This window comes from Chitinophaga chungangae (genome assembly GCF_017742215.1).
Classification (GTDB): domain Bacteria; phylum Bacteroidota; class Bacteroidia; order Chitinophagales; family Chitinophagaceae; genus Chitinophaga; species Chitinophaga chungangae.
Genome location: NZ_JAGHKP010000001.1, coordinates 1,293,335 through 1,314,245, shown reverse-complemented (window position 1 = coordinate 1,314,245; position 20,911 = coordinate 1,293,335). Strand labels below are relative to the sequence as shown.

Annotated in this window: 19 protein-coding genes; 4 read left to right on the top strand and 15 right to left on the bottom strand. The window is 54.4% G+C overall.

The genetic code is table 11. The annotated features are described in order from the left end of the window. Window positions 1-164 precede the first annotated feature (164 nt). The 5 genes from J7I43_RS05590 to J7I43_RS05570 form a co-directional block, all read right to left on the bottom strand. Entirely contained in the window at window positions 165-1,202 is a 1,038-nt protein-coding gene (locus J7I43_RS05590; protein ID WP_209144094.1) for a FecR family protein, read from the bottom strand. Between the two features lie 163 nt (window positions 1,203-1,365). Next, window positions 1,366-1,926, bottom strand: coding sequence for an RNA polymerase sigma factor (locus tag J7I43_RS05585; protein WP_209144092.1), 561 nt, complete (start codon window positions 1,924-1,926; stop codon window positions 1,366-1,368). Between the two features lie 95 nt (window positions 1,927-2,021). Further along, window positions 2,022-2,324: a hypothetical protein gene (locus J7I43_RS05580; RefSeq protein ID WP_209144090.1), complete on the bottom strand. Its 303-nt coding sequence runs from the start codon at window positions 2,322-2,324 to the stop codon at window positions 2,022-2,024. A gap of 6 nt (window positions 2,325-2,330) precedes the next feature. Beyond that, complete coding sequence (locus J7I43_RS05575; RefSeq protein WP_209144088.1) at window positions 2,331-2,873, bottom strand: DUF6934 family protein; 543 nt, start codon at window positions 2,871-2,873, stop codon at window positions 2,331-2,333. Between the two features lie 134 nt (window positions 2,874-3,007). Further along, window positions 3,008-5,395, bottom strand: coding sequence for a TonB-dependent receptor (locus J7I43_RS05570; RefSeq protein ID WP_209144086.1), 2,388 nt, complete (start codon window positions 5,393-5,395; stop codon window positions 3,008-3,010). A gap of 120 nt (window positions 5,396-5,515) precedes the next feature. On the opposite strand from J7I43_RS05570, the gene J7I43_RS05565 reads away from it, so the two are divergent. Further along, on the top strand, window positions 5,516-6,301 hold the full coding sequence (locus J7I43_RS05565) for a helix-turn-helix domain-containing protein (RefSeq protein WP_209144084.1): 786 nt from the start codon (window positions 5,516-5,518) through the stop codon (window positions 6,299-6,301). 68 nt (window positions 6,302-6,369) lie between these two features. Further along, complete coding sequence (locus J7I43_RS05560; protein WP_209144082.1) at window positions 6,370-6,753, top strand: VOC family protein; 384 nt, start codon at window positions 6,370-6,372, stop codon at window positions 6,751-6,753. On the opposite strand, the gene J7I43_RS05555 is transcribed toward J7I43_RS05560, so the two are convergent. Further along, entirely contained in the window at window positions 6,745-7,338 is a 594-nt protein-coding gene (locus tag J7I43_RS05555; protein WP_209144080.1) for a hypothetical protein, read from the bottom strand. The two genes, J7I43_RS05560 and J7I43_RS05555, sit on opposite strands and share 9 nt — an antisense overlap. A gap of 292 nt (window positions 7,339-7,630) precedes the next feature. Between J7I43_RS05555 and J7I43_RS05550 the strand changes: the two genes are divergently transcribed. Next, complete coding sequence (locus J7I43_RS05550; RefSeq protein WP_209144078.1) at window positions 7,631-8,065, top strand: DUF1579 family protein; 435 nt, start codon at window positions 7,631-7,633, stop codon at window positions 8,063-8,065. Here J7I43_RS05550 and J7I43_RS05545 read toward each other — a convergent pair whose 3' ends face one another. Next, window positions 8,066-8,428: a VOC family protein gene (locus tag J7I43_RS05545; RefSeq protein WP_209144076.1), complete on the bottom strand. Its 363-nt coding sequence runs from the start codon at window positions 8,426-8,428 to the stop codon at window positions 8,066-8,068. It abuts the gene before it with no gap. Window positions 8,429-8,621: 193 nt separating this feature from the next. Here J7I43_RS05545 and J7I43_RS05540 point away from each other — a divergent pair, with 193 nt between their 5' ends. Continuing rightward, window positions 8,622-9,404 carry a fatty acid desaturase family protein gene (locus J7I43_RS05540; RefSeq protein ID WP_209144074.1) on the top strand — a complete coding sequence of 261 codons (783 nt, stop codon included), beginning with the start codon at window positions 8,622-8,624 and terminating at the stop codon, window positions 9,402-9,404. Window positions 9,405-9,489: 85 nt separating this feature from the next. On the opposite strand, the gene J7I43_RS05535 is transcribed toward J7I43_RS05540, so the two are convergent. The 8 genes from J7I43_RS05535 to J7I43_RS05500 all read right to left on the bottom strand — a co-directional run bounded on the left by J7I43_RS05535 (window position 9,490) and on the right by J7I43_RS05500 (window position 20,909). Next, window positions 9,490-10,338 (bottom strand): sugar phosphate isomerase/epimerase family protein, encoded by an 849-nt coding sequence (locus J7I43_RS05535; RefSeq protein ID WP_209144072.1) that lies wholly within the window; start codon window positions 10,336-10,338, stop codon window positions 9,490-9,492. Between the two features lie 3 nt (window positions 10,339-10,341). Continuing rightward, entirely contained in the window at window positions 10,342-11,454 is a 1,113-nt protein-coding gene (locus J7I43_RS05530) for a Gfo/Idh/MocA family protein (protein WP_209144070.1), read from the bottom strand. A gap of 32 nt (window positions 11,455-11,486) precedes the next feature. Continuing rightward, complete coding sequence (locus J7I43_RS05525) at window positions 11,487-12,197, bottom strand: ThuA domain-containing protein (RefSeq protein WP_209144068.1); 711 nt, start codon at window positions 12,195-12,197, stop codon at window positions 11,487-11,489. Between the two features lie 32 nt (window positions 12,198-12,229). Continuing rightward, the gene (locus J7I43_RS05520; RefSeq protein ID WP_209144066.1) at window positions 12,230-15,487 is read right to left on the bottom strand and encodes a PVC-type heme-binding CxxCH protein; all 3,258 of its coding nucleotides are present in this window, start codon (window positions 15,485-15,487) and stop codon (window positions 12,230-12,232) included. A 58-nt stretch (window positions 15,488-15,545) separates the two neighbouring features. Next, window positions 15,546-17,111, bottom strand: a complete 1,566-nt coding sequence (locus tag J7I43_RS05515) for an MFS transporter (protein ID WP_209144064.1) — start codon at window positions 17,109-17,111, stop codon at window positions 15,546-15,548. Between the two features lie 17 nt (window positions 17,112-17,128). After that, on the bottom strand, window positions 17,129-18,202 hold the full coding sequence (locus J7I43_RS05510) for a glycoside hydrolase 5 family protein (protein WP_209144062.1): 1,074 nt from the start codon (window positions 18,200-18,202) through the stop codon (window positions 17,129-17,131). Window positions 18,203-18,280: 78 nt separating this feature from the next. Continuing rightward, the gene (locus J7I43_RS05505; RefSeq protein WP_209144060.1) at window positions 18,281-18,991 is read right to left on the bottom strand and encodes a DUF3823 domain-containing protein; all 711 of its coding nucleotides are present in this window, start codon (window positions 18,989-18,991) and stop codon (window positions 18,281-18,283) included. A gap of 16 nt (window positions 18,992-19,007) precedes the next feature. Beyond that, the gene (locus J7I43_RS05500; RefSeq protein WP_209144058.1) at window positions 19,008-20,909 is read right to left on the bottom strand and encodes a RagB/SusD family nutrient uptake outer membrane protein; all 1,902 of its coding nucleotides are present in this window, start codon (window positions 20,907-20,909) and stop codon (window positions 19,008-19,010) included. Between the last annotated feature and the right edge of the window lie 2 nt (window positions 20,910-20,911).

Genomic DNA, 20,911 nt, shown 5'->3' with positions numbered 1-20,911 from the left:
GGCTGCGGGGCAGTTTAATACAGGTGTTTTTCATACCTTAGTGATGCTTTATGTTAGAAATAGGGCGCGGCAATCCGTACCCGTTTTTAGCCGGGGATAGAACAGGTACCAGCTGTTGTATCCCCTTTTTTATCGGGAAAGGTCTTTTGGTTGTTATCAATCTGTTACCGGCTGATCCTGATGCTTCTGCCTTCCTTCTCGAAGGTGAAGCCGTAAGAGGCTTGCAGCGCTTTCATTACCTGGATGATGTTTTCTTTTTCAAATGTGGCTGTGAACCTGTAGGTTTCTATGGTCTTGTCGTCGAATTGGATAGACACGTCGAACCAGCGTTCCAGCTTTTCGCGGATGTCTCCGAAGGTTTCGTTTTCTATCACCAACCTGTTTTCCGACCATGCGGTCTCTACATTCAGTTGGCTGCGGTTGTATACCAGCGGGCGGATGGCGGTTTTAGGCGCCGCGGTCTTCAGGTTGTCTGCCGGTTCGGAAATATCCGCGGGCGCCAGCGGCTCTACGGATTTTACGATCACGAACTTTTCCTTCGGGCGCAGCACTTTAAAACCGCTGGCCTGGTTAGCCAGCTGGATCTCTACTTTACCGCTCAGCAGCGACGTTTCACTGTTTTTATCTCCGGGGTATGATTTTACGTTGAATACCGTGCCCAGTACTTTTACATCGTAGCCGTCCACTTTTACGATGAAGGGATTGGCAGCGTCCGGCTCCACGTCGAACAAGGCTTCGCCTTTGAGGCGCACGCAGCGGTGTTTGGCGCCGAACCCGCTATCCAGCCGCAGTTCCGAGCCTGCGTTGAGGATCACGGTGGAGCTGTCCGGCAAACGGACGGTTTTCTTTTCGGCCAGCAGGGTAATAAAAACATCGGGCATCGCGGCATCGGCCACCAGTGCGGTGGAAGCGGGTTTCAGCAGCCACCAGGCCGCCAAGGCGATCACTGCCACGGAAGCGGCGGCCGCGAGGGCGCGGCGCCACGGGAATACTTTTGTGACGATATCGGTCTGCTGGTTCTCCCAGAGCATTACGGAAATGCCCAGCACCATTTCCCGGGCTTCGGCGATGGTGGCGGCTTCTTCCGGGTATTGGCGCAGATAGGCTTCCCAGCGGACAACATCGGCTTCCTGCCGCCGGAAACAATAGTTAACAAAAGAATCGTCTATGACCAGTTCTTCCAATTCATAACGTTCGGACATACGCTGCCTGTTTCCAATATTGACGGGAATTGAGAGCGTTTTTACCAACTTTTCTTGAAAAAAACCCAAAAAAAGAGGGAAAGCCTTGATAACAAACTATTTAAGGTAAGGGAGAAGCTGAAAAACATGCGCAAACGGCGTTGCAACATGCGCAGCGATACGGTTACAGGATGGGGAGGATGGAGAACACGGCGGCGAACTTGAGCCTGGGATCGGTGCGGTTAAGCTCCGCCCGAAGCGCTTTGATGCCTTCGTAGAGGTTGTTGTAGACGGTGCGGGTATTCCAGCCGGTGCGTTCGGCGATCTGTTCGGTGGTAAGGCCTTCGTAATATTTGAGTTGAATAACCTTGCGGCAGCGTGCCGGCAGGGTGTTGTAGGCATTTTTTATTTTGGCGATCAGTTCTTCGTTGGCCTGGATCTCTACGATATTTTCGAGGATGGAAGGCTCGTAGGTTTTAAGATCGATGAGCCCGGCGGCTTTCTGCTGCTGTTTTTCCCGCCGGTAGTTATCCACCAGCTTGCGGCTGAACGCGCGGGACAGGTAAGCCTGGGGATGTAAAACGCCTTTGTACTCCAGGTCTTTCTGCATGAGATCAAGGAAGAACTGTTGTACAAGGTCACGGCTTTCTTCTTCGCCATACCCCCATCGGAGCGCGATTTTTACCAGGTGGACGTGGAACGAAGCATACCAATGATGAATATGCTCAGTTAATGGTGAACTCATATCACTAATTCGCAACTTTTCTTGTGCGAAAAAGTAGTAAAAATCCGTGGAATAAAAAAAGAGGGCTTTTTTGCCCTCCTTTTTAGGAGAATTTCTCATGGGTACCCGAAGGATGCTCTCAGGGCGGCCCGTTCTTCTTCTTTCTGTTTCAACTCACCGGCATAAATATTCCTGATATGCTCCATGAAGGCTTTTGCGCGTTCTTCGGTTTCCGTCACCTCCTGGATCAGGAACACATCCTCCCAGCTCAGGAATTTGAAATGCCAGGACCCGGTTGATTTGGCAGGTGGCGGTTTCCAGGCATCGCGAGACTTATTGCGGACCCTGGTACCGCGTATTCCGTATAATTCGTGTAAATGTTTTCGAACCTTTTCCGGTTCTGCATTGATGTTCTCCATATCATTTTATTTTTTGGATACGATAAAATAATTGTACATAACATTTTTGTCTGGAGCACCGGATCTCCCAATCAAATATTTGTTGTGCTCCACATCTTCAAAATCAAATGGATCATCCAGTTGATTCTTTCCTGTTCGTAGTATCCTCACATAAAATTTCACTCCCTCCATTTGCATGTAAGCATTCAGGTAAACAAAATGCCGCTGCCATCCCCGGTAATACAGTTCCGCCCTCGAATTGCTCGATCCGTCAATTCCCAGCTTGCAACCGGGGTAAGCACGCAGGTAATTTTCCATGAATAATAATACCGTCGAAAAAACCTTCATCCGGTACCTGTAACGCATTCGCGCATGCGTATTAATTTTTCCCCATCCATCCACCGGCCCGAAAGCGAGGTTGTAAACATTGGGCAATATCTCATGCGGTTCTTCACTTACTTCAAGTTTCATCAATCCCCAACTCCCATCCTCCAATTCCGCCTCAAACTCCCCTACCCGCTTGCCTTCCAGGTGCTCGACGTTATACACGTCCATAAAATTCACTGTCATAAAAATCAGCAGTTAATCAAACAATGGTTTTCAATTTACCGCATTTCAAAACACCGCAACGTTTTTCACCGCCCTATTTTTTCCACAAAAAAAGCCGGCCCAAAAGGCCGGCTTTCATACTGAAAATAATTTTATCAGAACTTGTACCCTATGCTCAAACGCATGTTCCTGCCGGGCTCCGCCTGCCAGTAATAATACGTTTCATAGGAAGAACCGCTGTAAAGATATTTGTCGAGAATGTTGAATACGTTCGCATTGATGCTGATCCTGTCTTTCTGCCAGAACAGGCCGCCGTCCAGCTTGAAATAATCCGGCATCTGCTGCTGGCCCACACCGCCCCAGCTCCAGGTGCTCCTGTCTGCCAGGTATGTAAAGCCGCCTGAAATACCGAAACCTTTCAACGCACCGTTCGCCAGTTTGTAATGCAGCCAGGCATTGGCCGTGTGTTTGGCAAAACCCGGCACCGCGGCGCCTACTTCAGAACCGTGGGGAGGATTTTTATCGGAAGTACGGGTGATCACGGAATTCGTGAACGCATAGTTCGCAACAAGGCTCAGGCCGCTCACGATCTCGCCGCGCACATCGAACTCCACACCTTCGGCTTTTGTTTGCCCCAGCTGCAGCGAGAAGTTTTCGTTGCCCTGGTTGGCCGGGTCGGGCGTCAGTTCGTTGTTTTTGATGATGCGGTAGGCAGACAAAGTGGTGTTCCATTTGCCGTCGAACCAGTCTTTTTTAACGCCGGCTTCCAGGTTGTTGCCCACGATGGGCTTGGGTTTTTCCTGGTTGCGCAGCAGGCCGGTCTGCGGCACGAACGTTTGGTCGTACAACGCATATACGGAAGTGGATTTATCGATGGAATAACTCAGGCCGAAACGCGGCGTAAAACGGTTGTCGTCCACCTTCGTGCCGTAGGAATTTTCTTTCACGTAAGTATAACGACCAGCAAGCGTTACGCGCAATGCGTCGTTGAAGAAGCCCAGCTCGTCCTGCACGTAAACGCCGGTATAAGACTGGTCGATGATCGTTGAGCCTGCTCGTTCGCTGAGGCTTTTGCTACGGTCGAACACCGGCAGGCCGTTTACGGGGGCGCCATACACGGGGTTGTTCACGTCAAACTCAGCGTTGTTGGAATCCAGCGCGTGCGCCTGGCTCCAGTCTGCCATGTAATGTTTGGTACCGAGGTCCAGCCCCGCGAGGATGCGGTGACGGACGCCGCCGGTATGCACTTCGCCGTTGAGGTATACCTGACCGAACCTGGATTCGTTCGCGGCGTCCCAGATCCCTACCGAACGGATCATTTTGCCATCGGGCCTTACTTCGTTCGGCCACAGCGTAGTGCCTTCCTGCCGGTAATTGAAATACGCCGCCTGGGCAGTCAGTTTCCAACTGGGGCTGAAGTTGTGCTGCAGGTTCACCTGCACGCTGTGATCGGTGATCTTGGTGGGGTCGAGGCCAGGTTCCGCCGTGGTGAACTCACGCGGTAGTTTGGCGTAACCATCGGGATGAAATACGTAATAAGAGCCCGCGTCGAACATGTTCACGTGCTGCAGCACGTATTCGAGCGTGAGCGTGGTTTGATCGTCTATTTTATAGCTCACCACCGGCGCGATGCTGAAACGTTTGTTGAACTCGTAATCGCGGAAGGAGTTTTTGCTTTGCCCCATGAGGTTAAAACGATACAGGAGGCTGCCTTCTTTGTTCAGCTTGCCGTCCAGGTCGAGGGTGGCGCGGTACATGTCGTAGCTTCCGAGCGTAAGTACGGCTTCGCCTTTGGTGATGCCGGTAGGTTTTTTGGTCACCACGTTGTAAATGCCGCTGGGCTCGCCGTTGGACATCATAAAACCGGCGGGGCCTTTCACAAATTCCACCTGTTCAACAAAACTCATGTCTTCCGTAAGCGGACCCCAGGTGCTGGTGATGTTCATGCCGTTGCGGAAAGCGGATGCCCTTGCGCCGCGCATGTTGATGCGGGCGTAAAGGTCGCCCCAGTGCTCGAGTTTCGTTACGCCGCTCACGTTGCGGATAATGCCGTCGCTCATGCTGGTGATCTGCTGATCGGCCAGCACTTTGCCGGTAACCACCTGGATGTTCTGAGGCTGCTCGATGAGCAGGCCGTTGAGCCGGAGGCTGCTGGAATTAGCTGCCGTTTTATAAGGATTGCGCACGTCCGTTACGGTGTACTCTTTCAGGTTCACGCTGGATACGTTCAGCGTAACGCTTACTTCCGCGGTTTCGTTGGCGGTCACCGTTACTGCCTGCACCTGGCGGTCGTAGCCGAGGAAAGACACTTCCAGCTCGTAACTGCCCGGCTTGATATGTTTGAGGGAAAATCCGCCGTTTTCCTGCGTAACGCTCATTTTGCGCGTGCCTTTCAGCGATACGCTTACGCCCGCTACGGGCTTGCCGTCTGTCGTCTTTACTTTCCCGGCGATATGGCCGTAATCCGCTTCATCGTCCGTAGCAAACACACCGGCGGAAAGAAAAAGCGCCGTTACGAGCAATAATAAAGTTCTGTATAGCATAAATCATCTATTTCGGCTGCGAAGGTACTGCCGCCCCATTCCCCCTGCCGCTCGGATGCGGAAAACGATTTACGCGATGCGGAAAAACCCGTTTCCCGCGTTTGGCTTATATTCGCGGATATGCTGACCCTTCCAGTCATCCGGCGGCTTTTCCACCCGCGCCAGCCCTCGCTGCGCAATGCAGACAATGGCGTTCGTTACACCGAGCTGCCGCCGCATCCCGCGTTGTCTGCTTTTATTTATTGTTACTGGGAATTGCATACCACCCGCCCGCTGAACGGGCCGTTTTCTTACCGTGTGGTGGCAGACGGCTGCATGGATATTTTCATCAATGTATTTAACCCAGAAGAATCCTGGCTGGCGGGGTTTTCGGCTTCTTATTCCGAGTTCGCGCTGGAAACGGAATTTCATTATACCGGCGTGCGTTTTCTTCCTGCCGCTTTCCCTTTGCTGTTCGGCATTCCCGCGTCTGACATGACGGACCGCGTGGAACCGCTACAGCTCCTGCTGCCCGAAGTAGCCAGGGAACTGGCTTTGCTGCCAGCACCCGAACATTTTGATAATTATTTCCTGCGCGTGCTGGCTAATTCGCAGTTCCGGGTAGATACCCGTTTTTTCGACGCCATGGACCGCATCCTGCAATCGAAAGGCGCCATGCAGGCGGAACAGCTTGCCGAAGGCATCAGCGCCAGACAGCTCCGCCGGCTGTTTGACCGGTACGTTGGCGAAAGCCCGAAAACGTTCAGCAAAGTGGTACGCTTCCAGCAGGTATTACAGGCAAAACCTTCGGCCGAAAGCCTGCGCAAAAACAAGATCTTCTACGATGCCGGGTATTACGACCAGGCGCATTTTATCCGCGAATTCCGCGCGATGTACGGCCTTTCACCCCATGCCGCACTGAAGTGATAATGTCCGATCTGTACAATCCCCGCCCACGCAAAATCCTGAATTTTGTGTCATAAAACATTTAACTTATGAAACTGAACGCAGGTGTCCTCACCGCCAAACTGGCCGAATCCAGAACATTCTACACGGACATACTCGATTTTGGCGTCACTTTCGAAAATGAATTTTACCTGCTGATGCATACGCCCGGCCGCACCGCCGAGCTGAGTTTCCTGCTGCCGGGCCACCCGAGCCAGCAACCGCTCTTCCAGCCCGCATTTGCAGGAAAAGGCATGTACCTCACCATTGAAGTGGAGAATGTGGACGAATGGTACCAAAAGGTCCGGAATAAAGGCGTAAAGATCGAGATCGAAATGAGGGAAGAACCCTGGGGCGACAGGCATTTCGCCATACAGGACCCCAACGGCGTGGGCATCGACATTGTTACTTATGCGCCGGGGGAATCAGCTTAGATCGAGTACATCCCAATCGAATGCGTCTTCATCGATCGCCGCCAGCTCGCCCCTGTGCGCGGTTACGAACCGCTGCAGGCACTCGTTGTGCGTTTTACTGCTGTGAAAACGGAGGTTGTTCAGATTGATAAAGATCGACTGCGGCGTTCTGAGCAGCCCCCAGGGTATGCCCCACCATCCCAGCACAAACGATTTGCCCAATGCGCCGAAAACCGCTTTATTCAGGCAGGACTTGCAACCCACGACCAGCTTGCGTTTGAAACTTGTAAACAAAAGAAAGCTCATTGTTTCGGCACTTTCCGTTCCGTTTAAGCGGCTGTCGTTTTTTCCGCAATGCGGGCAGGATTGTTTGCTGATCAGATCACAATAAGCGGCAATATCGTCTTCCGTCCATTCCCGGTTCTGTACGGCCACTGCCTCCGCCAGCCTGGGGTTCAGGCCTCTCGCCACAATTTCCTTCCTGGCGATCTCGATGGCTTCCGGCGTCATGCCGGCCGCGTTGAGGGTAACCTGGCCGATCAGTTCTTCGTTGCTCATGCGGGCGTAACGTTCAGCCACCATCGTGGTCTCGATACCTGATTTCATAGTAAGGGATTATGGCGGACAATATAAGCGAAATACCGTATTTTAGTCCCGCAATTTTCTCCTCACGCACAAAAAAGGAGGTGTACCATGACAGTTACCAGGCATACAGGCGGCATCGCCGTTTAACCTGCAGCCGCGCCTTCCGCCGCCTTTACCCGGACATTCACACGCATTTTCTCATGTAATCATTCATGATGCATCAACATGTCATCAGGCTGTTTCGTCGCGTACGCCCCTTCGGTTTGGCCCGGACGCACCCGTTGCGGGCCCGGGATTTGCAGTAACTTGAAGTATGGAAAATGTAATTCGGCAACTCGGTGTTTTCGAAGGCGCCTGGCGCACGAAAGGCACCGGCAGGCAGGAACCGGTGATCACGGCGGAAGGCATCGACACTTACCAATGGTTTCCCGGCGGGCATTTCATGGAACACCGGGTAGATGTGAAGATGGATGGAGAACGCATGCAGGCGCTCGAAATGATCGGCTACGATGCGGGGAAACAATTGTTTTTCCTGCAGTTCTGGAACAATACCGGGCAAATGAGCAGCATGCACGGGAAAATGGAAAACGGCAGCTGGACGTTCTTCAGCGATACGGAACGCGGCACATTCACGTTCAGCGAAGACGGCAAACAGCTCACCGGCACCTGGGAAACCAGCAGGGACGGCGGAAAAACCTGGCAACCGTGGATGGATATGGTGCTGACGAAGGAAGAAAACACACCCTGACTATTGCAGGTATTCCAGCAGCTCTATCCTGTTGCCGAACACGTCGCGGAAAAAGAAACGCTCACGGCCGGTGATCACGGACGAATATGCGATCTCGACGCCTTTGTTCTGAAGATAGGTTTTGGCGGCTTCCAGGTCTATGACCTCGAATGCGGGATGACGGCCGGAGATATGGTCGGGCAGACCGTCTTCTTCCACCAGGTGCAGCTGCACGCCGCCCACTTCGAACCAGGTGGCGTTGCGCGGATGCTGCCCCGGGATTTCCTTCAATTGTAAAACTCCCCCGTAAAATGCCCTGGCTTCGGCGGTTTTGCCTCTCGGGATCATTACCGCCACGTGATCCAACCTTTTAAAACTGATCATCTGATTCTGATTTCACGGGGCAAATATCCGCAGATTCGGGGAAATAATTGCTAAACAGTTTTAGCAAAATGACAAACGGGTTACATCAGGTTTTCGTTTATACCTTTCGCAATTCGAAATAAAAAAGACGTGATAAATATCATAGGCCACGACCGCCCGCTTTCCTATTTTTAATAAGTTAAACCTCTTACCTATGACACACGCTGAAATCACCCGCAAAGTAACCTGGCAGGACCTCCGCAAGCTGTCCCTGAAAGAGCTGCTCATCGAGAACAACGTCACGCTTCCCTGGTTATTTGCCTCCTGGGCGCTGGCTTACTTCGGATATTACTGGTTTGCGCTGCCCTTTTCCGCTTTCTTTTTCCTCACCGCACTGCGGCAGGTGCACAACGGGTTTCACAATTCGCTGGGCATTAACAGGTTCTTTACCTGGTTTACCTTGTATGGAAACAGCGTTCTCATGATGGCGTCGATCCACGCCGTAAAGTTCAACCACCTCCGGCATCACAAATATTGCCTGTCTGAAGACGATTACGAAGGCAAATCCGCCGGCATGAGCTGGTACGGAGCCATTCTGTACGGCCCCGTGCACATGTTCCTGATACACAAAGTAACCCTGCAGGCAGGCAATAAAAAGTACAGGAAAAATGTGCTGGCTGAACTGATTTCTATCGCGTTATTCGCGTTCATCGTTTTTTATTTCAACGTTCATTTCCTGGTGTACCATGTGATCGTGATGCTCACCGGCGAGTTCCTGATGGCGTTCTTCGCGGTGTGGACGGTCCATCACGGCACGGAAGACGCCCCCCATCTCGCCAGAACGCAGCGCAGCGGCTGGAAAAACAAGATCACCTTCAGTATGTTCTATCACCTGGAACATCATCTTTTCCCCGCAGTGCCCACCATCAAGCTGCCCGAGCTGGCAAAAAGGATCGACGAAGCGATGCCGGAATTGCAAAAGAAGAATACGTTTTAAATCCCTCCCGGCAAAACAAAAGGCAGCCTCCCTTTCGGGAGAACCGCCCTTGTTTCCACGTTTCCAGTTTATTTACTCAAAACTGTTACAAAAACATACTTCTGTAAAATGTTGCTCCTTCGGCAGCCAGCTCGTCTGCACTGTTAGCCAGCGGCCGCCAGATGCAGGCCGCGCGGGCCAGCTCTTTCGACGGCGCGCCGAACGTTTCCAGCACGATGGCGCCGTTGTAGCCGATCTCCCGCAGTGCGTCGCGGATGCCCGGCCAGTCGAGATGGCCGGTGCCGGGGGTGCCGCGGTCGCTTTCGTTGCCTTGCACGTGGCAGAGCAGTTCCCCGCCGATCCTGCGGATGGCTGCGGGAATGTTCTTTTCCTCGATATTGGCGTGAAAGGTGTCCAGCGAAATACGGAGGCTGGGGTGACCGGCTTCTTTCACCAGGTCCAGCGCCTGGTCTACCGTGTTGATCATATCCGTTTCAAAGCGGTTCAGCGGCTCCACGCCCAGCAGTACGCCATGGTTCGCGGCGACTTTCGCCGCTTCGCGAAGGCCCTGCAGGCACCAGTTCCGCTCCTGTGTTTTTTGTTCCGAACTTACGATGCGCGTTTTCCCGACGGCCGCATACAGCGGACCGGTAAACACCGGGCTGCCCATTTGCTCTGCAATACGGGTACAGCTGATGATGTAATCCAGCGCCTGTTTGCGGATGCGCGTGTCTTCCGAGGAAAGATCGCGGTCTGGCCCGAAAGCCCCGCTGATGGTAATTTTCAGCCCCGCATCCTGCGCCATGGAACGCAATTGCGGCCAGTCTATCAGTCCCGCGTCTTCCACCGCCACTTCGATAATATCGTACCCGGCCGCTTTAATTTTCTGCACGAGGTGAAACGATGCGGTGGAAAAGGGAGACACCCAAACGAATGTACTTACGCCTGTCTCCATCGGTTACAATTCAAATTGAGGGATCTGTACGCGTTTGCCGTTGTTCATCGCCGATTCGTGCGCGCAAATGCCCGCACAGGTGTAATTCGCGGCGAGATGCGCGTCTACCGCGGAAGGGCGGCCTTCCACGATCGCGGCAAGAAATTCCTGTACCAGGTGCGGGTGCGAGCCGCCATGGCCTGCGCCCTGGAGGAAAGACACGTGATTGGGATCGTCGATCTTTTCCCTTTTGGTGAAATGCGCGATCTCCGGGATCAGCAGCGCATCCGTATCGGGCACGTTCACGCGTTTCGCGTTCTCCCCGCCGTCGAACACTACGTGTTCTTCATCCTGCAACTGTTCCCATTCGAAAGACATTTTAGTGCCATATACGTCGTAGCTCTCACGGTACTGGCGCACCACGTCGAACAGCGAACGTGTGGCCTCTGCTACCACATCCGAGTTTTTCAGCGTAAACGTGGCCGTTTCCACCGCGAAAGGAGAATTGTAACGTTTGGCGAGATCGTCGCCCAGACGGCCGGAACCGTGGCATACAACGGTATCCGCTACCGTGTTATTGATGCGCAGCAGCGGCGAGATCGCGTGGGTGCCGTTGAGCATCGGCGGATAACCTTTCCAGTATTCGTCCCAGCCCGGCATGCTCATATCCTGGATATGCGAGCCGCGCACGAACTGGATGCGGCCCAGCTGGCCGGTTTCCGCGAGATGCAGTCCGTAAAGGAACTCGCGGGTGTACAATGCGGTTTCCATCATCATATACACCTTTCCCGATTTTTTCCTTGCTTCCACGATGGCCTTGCAGTCTTCCACGGTCATTGCCATGGGAATGGTGCAGGCCGTGTGTTTGCCGGCGTTAAGCGAAGCCAGGGTCATTTTAGCATGCTCGGGCACCGGCGTCACGATGTGGATGGCGTCTACATCCGCGCGTTTGGGCACGTCTTCGTAATTGGTGAAAATAAGGTCGTCGTCGAGATTAAATTTTTCTTTCAGCTCTTTCAGCGTGGCCGGGTTGCGGGTGCAGATGCCCACCCTTTTGATGGCGGGATGGTTCTGATAGATGGGTATAAACTCTTTGCCGAAGCCCATTCCAACGATTACTACCGTGATCTGTTTCATTGTGTATACTGATTTGTTATTTGTAATGAAGTTTATTTGCGGGCCGCCCATTTCACGGCGTTCCGCAGCATGGTCTGGTATGCTTCCAGCTCGTGGGAAGCCGCGTCGTGCCCTAATGCAATGCCTACGATGCGGGCTTTCGGGTGTTTCACCACGAAAAGCGCGGGATGCGAAACGCCTGCTTCGTTTTTGCTCGTTGCCAGCACGCGGATGCCCGGCCCGGCGGGATCTGCGTTGTAGTGATACAACTCATCGTCGAGCGTGAACGATTTGGGAACGTTTTTAGTGACAGGGTGTTTGGTGTCGTTGAGGGTGACGGTGAAGGGACCGTATTTCTCATGCGAACGGCTGCCGCCGCTTACCAGCTTGAAGTTATACGTCGGCCAGTCGCGCCAGTTGTACCAGATGGAAGCATGCGCCAGCACCAGTCCTTTCCCGGCGTCCGCAAAGGCGAATATGGCTTTTCGCGTCATGGAATCCTTGATGGGCTGGTTGTTGGACAACATCAGCACGTCTGTATTTTCCAACTGGCTGAGGATCGTGGAAGGATCGTCTGTGTAGGTAACGGTGGCCAGCCCGCCTTTTTCGAGCGTGGCCGCGTCTTCCTGTTTGTACCAGCGGTTAAAATCGTGCGATCCGCCGCCGCCGACGATGAGCACGCGGATCTGTGCAGACAGCGGGTTTGCCGCCAGCAGAAAGGCCAGTAAAAGGCCGGTGGTGAATCTGGAAATGTGGTGTTTCATCCGTTAATATTTATTTTTCGGTTACGTATCGTCTAATTGATGACCTGCATAATGCCGTTCATGCCGCGCCAGTGGCCGGGAAAAGTGCATACGAAAGGATATTCGCCGGCTTTGGAAGGCGCGGTGAACCTCAGGCTTACCGTTTCGCCGGGATTAACCAGTTTCGTCGCCCACAATACTTCCGGCACTTTTGGCACGTATTGCATTTTGGAAGCCTGCGGGTCGCGCACCATGGCATCGGCCGCGGCGCCTACTTTCGGCAGGGTGCCCGGTTTGAGGATGAGCAGGTTGTGCTGCATGCCGTCCGGGTTTTCGAGCCGGATGGTCACCTTTTGACCGGCTTTTACGGTGATGCGTTTTTTGTCGTATTGCATGATATCTTTCACAACCTTCAGGTCTATCACAATGCCGGGCGTTTCCACGGCAGCCGCCACAGCAGCTTTTTTCACGGGTTTATCGAGCTGCAGGCTGGTGTTCTGCAAATGTCCGTTGAAATTAAAACGGCCGGTGTAATCCGCTATTTTCTGATCGGGCAATTGTTCCTCGCCCGCGCGCAGCAGCGTGGTGAACGGTGTGGTGAAAAGCCCGGGGGCTTTGCCTTTCGCGGCTTCCTTGCCGTCTACCAGGATGCGCATATCGCCTGTTTTGAGCAGTTTCGCTTCGATGTCCATTTTATCGGGCAGCGGTTGGGTGGTGGCGGCTTCGTAGCTTTTGCCCTGCTGGTTCACCGTCATCACCAGTTTGCCGTCGCGGATGAACAAACCGTAACCATTCTGCTGGTTGCCATGCGCCACGATGAGCCCTTCCGGCGCCCGGTCCCTGCGTTTGCCCACGCTTGCTTTGATCGCGATCTCTTTGCCCGTCACGTCGGGCGTGGCCTGCATGATCGAGCGGGGATCGAAGCTGTAAACGGACTGCTCCAGGCTTTTGATCACATTTTTCGCGAAAGCGTTGGGCGCGCCCTTGGCCGCCGCAGCCAGAAAGCCGTCTTCATGCACCACCGCCGCCGCGAACAACGCACGGCTCAGCCAGGCGTCTTTAGCATTCTGAGCATTGAGCGCAGCCTTGAAAAGCTGCGCACCAGTTTGTGTCGAAGCAGGGTATTGTGCCAGACTTTTCAGCACCGCCAGCCGCACCTGGAGGTTGCGGTCGCTGATCATATTATTCTGGAGAATGGCGCTGAGCCCTTTCTTTTCTTCCGCCAGCACTTCCACCGCGGCCTTGCGAACGCCTGCCGCGGGATGTTTCAGCGCGCGTGCCATCACCGCCAGCGAAGCGGCATCATAGGCGCCGAGGCCCTGCAATGTCCATAAAGCGTGCACGGCGGGACTATTCAGCCCCACTGCGTCCACCTTCACGTCCTGCACGATCTTGTACAGCGCGGGAATCGCTTCTTTGTTTTGCCCTTCCACCAGCAGCCGCTGCGCGGTCATGCGCCAGAACATGTTATCGTTCTTCAGCGCCGCCACCAGGCCCGGCACGTCGCCGGCTTTCAGCTGCATGGGCTGGTAAGTTTTGCCTTTTTTATATACCACGCGGTAAATGCGGCCATGCGCCACGTCGCGGAGCTTGCTTTCGAACGCGTTGCCTTTGCCGTGCGGCTGGTCTGTGAAAGGAAGCACCATTTCGCGCGGCGCCTGTTCTTTCACGAACACGTTGTGCTGGATAATGAAGTTGTACCAGTCCGAGACCCACACCGCGCCATCGGGGCCGGTTTCCGCCTGCACGGGGCCAAACCATTCGTCGGAGCTGGCCATTAAATTCCAGCCGTCTTTTTCTTTGAAACCCGCGCCGTCCGTCTCTATCACGGCGTTATGCACCAGGCGTACCGTGGGCTCGTTCACAAACGCCACACGGTTCCAGTAACTTTTCGGGAAGCTGCGCGCGGTGTAAAAATGATGCCCGGTGGCGGAGGTGAAACCGCCCATTACGTCCACCTGGCGAAGGTTCGGCGTCATCGCGTGTACGTCGTAGTGACCGTCGATCTTCTGCACCGCATTCAATTCCTGCGCGCCGCTGAGCGTACGCTGCAGGAAACTCGCAGGCATGGAATAATAGGCGCTGTGGGTATTGTTGGCGGTGGAAATAAATACATGGTTGTCTTCCGTGAAACCCAGGCCCCAGGTGTTGTTAGAGGTTTTGGCGAGAAAGTTGAAATCTTCGCCGTTGGGTTTGAAGCTGTAAACGCCCATCGGGAAACGCAGCGGTTTGCCGTTGATAACACCGTCGAAACCGGAGAAACCCACCACGCCCCAGATCTTGTTATTGAAGCCGTAAGTGAGGTTCGATGGACCGGCATGCGTGTCCTGCTTGCCCCAGCCCGTGAACAGCACTTCACGAACGTCTGCTTTGTCGTCGCCATCGGTGTCTTTCAGGAAAAGGAAATCCGGCGCCATGGAAACGATCACGCCGCCATTGGCCATTACGATGCTGGTGGGAATGTTGAGGCTGTCCGCAAAAATGGTGAATTTATCCGCCTTGCCGTCGCCGTCCGTATCCTCGCAGATCTTGATGCGGTCGTTGGCGGCGCTGTCTATTTCGGTGAAAGCGTTGGGATAGTCCACCGATTCCACGATCCAGAGACGGCCTTTTTCGTCCCATGTCATGGCGATAGGTTTGGTGATGTCCGGCTCGGAGGCGAACAGTTCGATCTCAAAACCGGCCGGCACCTGCGTGAGCTTGTTCGATTCCGCGGGGCTCAGCGCTCCCTGCATTTTGGGCACCAGGTAACGTTTGGTGTAGTCCGCAATGGTGTCGGAATTATAAATGTCCACATCGGGAATATCTGCCGCGATGATCAGTTGTTTGACGTTGTCGCCGAGCGCCCAGGAAATGCTGTCGCGCATTTTGTCGAGGAACTCGCGGTGTTTCCATTCGTCGTCGTTCACGCCTTCTTTGGTATAAAAAATGCGGCCGGCGCCTTGCGTGCCCGATTTGGCGGCCCATGGAGAATTTTTAAAAGCACCGGCGCCTTTGTTGAGGATCACCAGTCCTTTCCCGGAGGCGACATACTGCCGCAACACCGCGTCCCTGGCGGGTTGCGCGGGCAGTACCGCATTCACGATCAGGCCGTCGTAAGCTGAAAGGTTCGCGACGTTGAGGTCCGCGGCGTTTTCGGTATAGGTGAGGTTGATGCCGCTTTTAAAAAGTTTGGTGGCGAGCCAGGAAGCCTGTATCGTGCCCTTCTGCCCCAGGAACAACACTTCCGCCCTCCTTCCCTCCTGCCTGCCGGCAGCAAGGGTGAACGCGCACAATGCTCCTGTGATCATCAATACAATTAATCGGTTCATGCTATCATTCTTTGAAAAAAGTTATGTGTTAACAGGGGTGCAATGGATGAACGGGCCCTTACGCTTCGGTTTTCGCGGGAGGCAGCAATACCGGTTTATACCCGCCCCGCGAGCGGAACCAGAGGATCATTCCCGCATAACCGATCAACATGATCACGGGGAAGATGGAAACGGTGCGCAATGCGTCTTTTTTTGCATGCTCCCGCACGTTCCGGATCGTAGCCAGCGTTTCAGGCGCGGCGGAGGAAAGTTTCGATGCGTCGAGCACTTTATAGGGACCGAAGAGGCTTTGCCTTTCTTCGGTAACGTAGGTGCTGTGCAGCGCGGTTTGATTGGCGGCGTCGTAAGCGGCGAGGTTCGCGTCCAATTTTTTGTCCTGCACAAAACCCAATATCACCGCTCCTATCACACCAACGCCCACCTGGCCTACCGCGCCCGTGAAATTGAGCGCCAGCACGCCTCCGCGGGGAAACTGCTCAGCCACAACCCCAAGCATGGTGCCCCAGAGGAAGGTTTTCCCCAGCGCATACACGGTAGCGGCGAGAATGATCAGGATGCCGGTGGAAAATGAAAGGAATTGCAGGCCCGCGAATGCGATCAGCGCGCTGACGGCCAGCAGTCCAAGGGGGGAAAACTTATGCACGAAAGGCCCGGAATAAAACCGCAGGATCGCCATGATGATAGACGTGTAGATCAGCACCCATCCGCCCCTGAACCCGATCTTCGCCATCTCCGGCGTCATCAGGTCGGTGATCCAGCTGTCTGTGCCCAATTCCGTGGTGGCCAGCAATATCATGATGAGCAGCAAAAGGATAAACATCGGCCTGCCCCAGCTGCGCACCATCAGGCCCACGGCGCCGGTAATGGCCAGCGTCACCACGATCTTGCCCGTCAGCGACCAGTCCAGCAAACTGCCGATCTGGAACGTGCACAGGCTTACAATGATAAAAATGCCGCCGATGCCAACTTCCTTCACCATGTCCAGGTAAGAAACGCCTGCCTGCACGCGCTCGCTCACGGGGAAAGTACGGTTGAAGATCATCAGCCCGTACACCAGCACCGGCACCAGGATGAACCCCATCATATAGGTCCATTTCACGCCGATATGCATGAGGCCGATGCCGAGCAAGCCCGCCAGCACCATACCTGCGGGCCATCCGGCATGCAGTATGTTGAGCCATTTTGTTTTTTCTTTCGGGTACAGGCTTGCCACCACGGGGTTCACCACCGCTTCCGCCGCGCCGTTGCCGAGCGCGAACAGCAGCGTGCCGTAGTACAGCATCCAATAACCGTCTGCCAGTACCGTCAGCAGCACGGAGCCGCAATGGCAGAGGAAAGCGAACACCATCGCGCTTTTGTAGCCCACTTTGTCGATAATGAGGCTGAACAGCACGATGCTGATGCCGAAAGGCCAGAAACTGACGCCGAAAATTTCGCCCTGCTGTGTTTTGCTAAGCCCGAACTGGATGCCCCAGCCGTCCATCAGGAACGAACGGAACACGAAACCGAAGGCAGACGCGACCAGCACGGTAAAACAACCCCAGAACAGCAGCCTGTCGCCGCTTTGCCGGCGGGATACCCCGGCCTGTACATGCTGCGCGGAGGCAGATGAGATCATATCCATACGAATAAATTATGCGGTTAGCGTTTTCCGGTCAGTGTGCTGATAAGGGCTGTTTCGGCCGGGTCGTACGGCGTGCCGTTCTGCCGGAAAATATCGTGGAACCATATTTTGGGCTCGCTGCCGTCTTTTATCGGCGTGTCCCAGGCATAGATCGTATTGCTTTTTCCAGCCACCAGCCCCCAGTTGATCGCGATGATCTTCCTTTCTTTCAGGCCGGGCAGGATGTTTTTGAAATAACTGCCTCTCGTGCGCGCCATGTATTCGGTGCAGATCAGCGGTTTGCCCGTTACCCGCGCCAGCGAATCGGCCACGCGGAAATGACTTTCGTTGCTGGTGTAATCGTGGTAAGTGATCACGTCGGAATTTTCCAGCTGGTACTGCGTCAGCTCTTTCAGCCGGAAGTTCCACACGCCTGCGCTCAGCGGCTGGCTTGGGTTTACGGTACGGCCCCAGCTGAATACTTTTTGCAGCAATGGCATGCTTTTGTTGCCATACCCTGAATTGCCCGGCTCGTTGTACACGTCCCAGAGCAAAATGCGTTTGTCGTTTTTGAAGGCGGTGAGCACGGCTTTCACGTAAGCCTCGAGCGTGGAGATCAGCGCGGGCGTTGTATGCAGCGCCTTCCCGGGGTCCTGCAGCCAGCCGGAGTTGTGAATGCCGGGCTTGGGAGCGGGCTGGCGGCCTGATTTATAAGTATCGTTCCAGCAATCGTCGAAGATCACGAAAACGGTTTTGATCTTGTATTTGTCCGCGATCGACAGGTATTGTTTCATGCGGTCGATAAAACCTTCCTTGTCTGTTTCCCAGGCAACGTGATGCAGGTATACGCGCATCACCGTCATGCCGATGCCCGCGGCATAACCGAGGTCGCGGTCGATGGTTTTCGGGTCGAAGGTTTCTTTCTGCCACATTTCCAGCTGGTTGATGGCGTTGGCCGGGTAAAAGTTGGCGCCAGCCATCCAGGGAATTTTCTGGTACCATTCGTTGGCCTTTTCTTTTGACCATACAGCTCTTTCCTGCTGCGCCCGCGTTTGCAGGCATATGCCAAGCAGCATTAGCAGGACCACACTTTTCACTAGAGGATGTTTCATTCGTATTGCCGGTTTTTTGTTGACTTGTTTTGAAAGGCGGCCGCCCCTGGCAGGAACAGCCGCCTTGTTCATGTTGTGTTAAATATCAAGTTTTATTACGGGGCTGAAGATCATATCTTCCACACCCTGCACTTTCAGCCCGATGCGGGCGTAGATGTAACTCTGGGCCGGTGACAGCGACGGAATAGTCACACTGAGCGCCACGTTGCCCGGGTCCGTGATGCTGCCGCCCGACAGCGAAACGTTGGCGACGTTGTAGTTGCCCGCGCCAGACACGAATGCCGTTCTGTTGAGATACAGGTTCACCCGCTCCACATTTCTCGCGTTAGCGTCGGTAATGATCTTTTCGATGCTGAAAGTGCCGTTCACTTTACCCGCCGCCACGTTGAACTGCGGGTTGCGGATCATGTAAAACGGCGTTACTTCCAGGTCGAGGCTCCTGCTGCCGCGCATCTGTACCACCACGGTATCCGGACTGCCGCCCGCGGTTTTTTTCCAGAGGAAAGGCCCCTGCCCGTTGGGAATGATGAGCTTGTATTCCCCGTCGAACAGCAGCACGGAATAAGTACCGTCCTGGTCGAAGGTGGTGTTGCTGATGGGACCGAGTTTCCCGAAGCCGTACTGGTACAGCTGGTAAGGCACCTGGTTGTATTCCACGTGTATTTCATCGCCCTGGTACAACAACCTGCCGCTGAGCGAGGAAGCGGGCGGATCGTAGTTGTCTTTTTTACAACCGGTGGCCGCGATACCGGCGAGAAGCGATGCGATGATATAGTTCGATAATTTCATGATCGGTGTTTTTGCGTTAATCCTGGTTCGGTTGTTTTACGATCTTGGGATTGTTGGAACGGATGTTGTCGTCGATGAAAGAATAATAATTCCCCATGCGGAACCGGTTGGAGCCGGTCACCAGCGGGCTTTTCACTATCTTGAACAGCCATTTCCCATGGTTCGGGTTGCCGGGGTCGTGCAGTTTGTAGCTCCACAGGCCAAAGGGCTGCGTGTTCCTTTTGTTCGCCCCCCCGATGTTCGACAGCAGGTCTGCTTCGTTCATGGAAGCCCCGTCCCAGATCACGTGCGCATTGCGCCAGCGTTTCTGGTCGAACACGATATGCCCTTCAAACGACAGTTCCGCCCTTCTTTCATGCATGATGCGGGCAAGGGTGATATCTCCCCCGTCCAGCGGCGTCACCAGCCCCGCGCGCGCCCTTACCTGGTTCATATAACCCGCAGCAACGCCGGGCTGCCCCAGTTCGAAAGCCGCTTCCGCCGCGTTCAGCAGTACTTCAGCGTAACGGTAACGGATAAACGGCAGATCGCTGCCGGTACCACGGGAGCCTGAGCCCGGTTTGGGATCGAGGTATTTCCTGAGATAAAAACCGGTTTGCGCCGTATGCTCCTTGCCATTGATCGGCCCGTCGAAGCCCACTACCTGTACGGGCGCCGCGCCGCCGGGAAGCGTCTTTTGCTGCCCGCGCTCGTCGCCGGAAATGATGGAGCCGTTTGCCAGTTGGTAACCCGCCCAGATGTCTACCGTGCGTTCTTTGAACGAAGTGCCGGGAAGCATCACGGTGCCGGCGAGGCGCGCATCGCGGCCCGCGAATATGTCCGTCTGGTTGTCGTAGAAAATGGGATTGCCGCTTCCGTCTTTAACAGGCAGCGGGGCAAAGGTATTGTCCAGCAGTTCGAAGCTTTGCACGAGGTTCAGCGAGGGATTCAGCCTTCCCCCTTCTTCTTCTTCCGCGCCGAAACGGGGCTGGTTAGCGATCGAAAACCCATGCACTTTCCCGCTTTTTAACCTGAAATCTTCCACGAAGATGGTTTCGGGGTTCAGGTCCTTATCGTAGAAAACGGACGCGAAATTATCCGCAAGGTCGGGTTTTTTGGTATAAAGCGCATATGCGCCGGCGCTCCCGTTCATGATCTCTTCCGCGGCGGCGAGCGCTTTGGTGTAATAATCGTTGGCTTTGGAAGCGGGAATGCCTACTTCGCCGCCCTGCAATGATACCTGCGGGGTAACACCGCCGTATTTCGCGATAGAGCCTGCATATAATGCCGCACGGCATTTCATGGCGAGCACGGAACCGCGGCTGGCGCGGGATTTATTGTTCACATCTGCTTTAAGGTCGTTTTTGATGGCGTCCGCCTCGCTGATCACAAAATCGTACACATCGGATTCTTTCGCTCTCGCATGCTGCAGGTAAGTAGGGTCGCCCTTAAAATCGTACACCATTGGTTCGAGGATCAAAGGCACGCCGCCCATACGTTTCACCATCTCGAAATAATAGTTGGCCCGCAGGAAACGGCCTTCGGCCATGTACTTTTTCTTTGCTCCTTCAGGCAGCTGCGGCGCCGCTTCGCAGCGCTGCAGGAAAAGGTTCAGCTCGCGGATGTAGGTATAATCCCAGGTGCTCCACATGCCGTACCCCCAGTCGTTGCGTTTTACAAGGTCCTGTATGGTACCGTTCTGCGAAGGAAAGGTCTCGGAAAAGTCGGCCATGGTTTCCCAATTCTTCACCGTCGAAAAATCCAGCTGGCGGTTGTAAAGATTGGCCAGTACCGATACCACCAGGTTGGTGTCCGAAAACGCCTGTTCGTTCGAGAAAACGTTGGTGGGGCCGATGTCCAGGAAGTCGCTTTCGCTTTTGCAACTGTAAGCGGCGACAATGATGGTCATTATGCTGAATGTTACTATTCTGAGTTTCATGG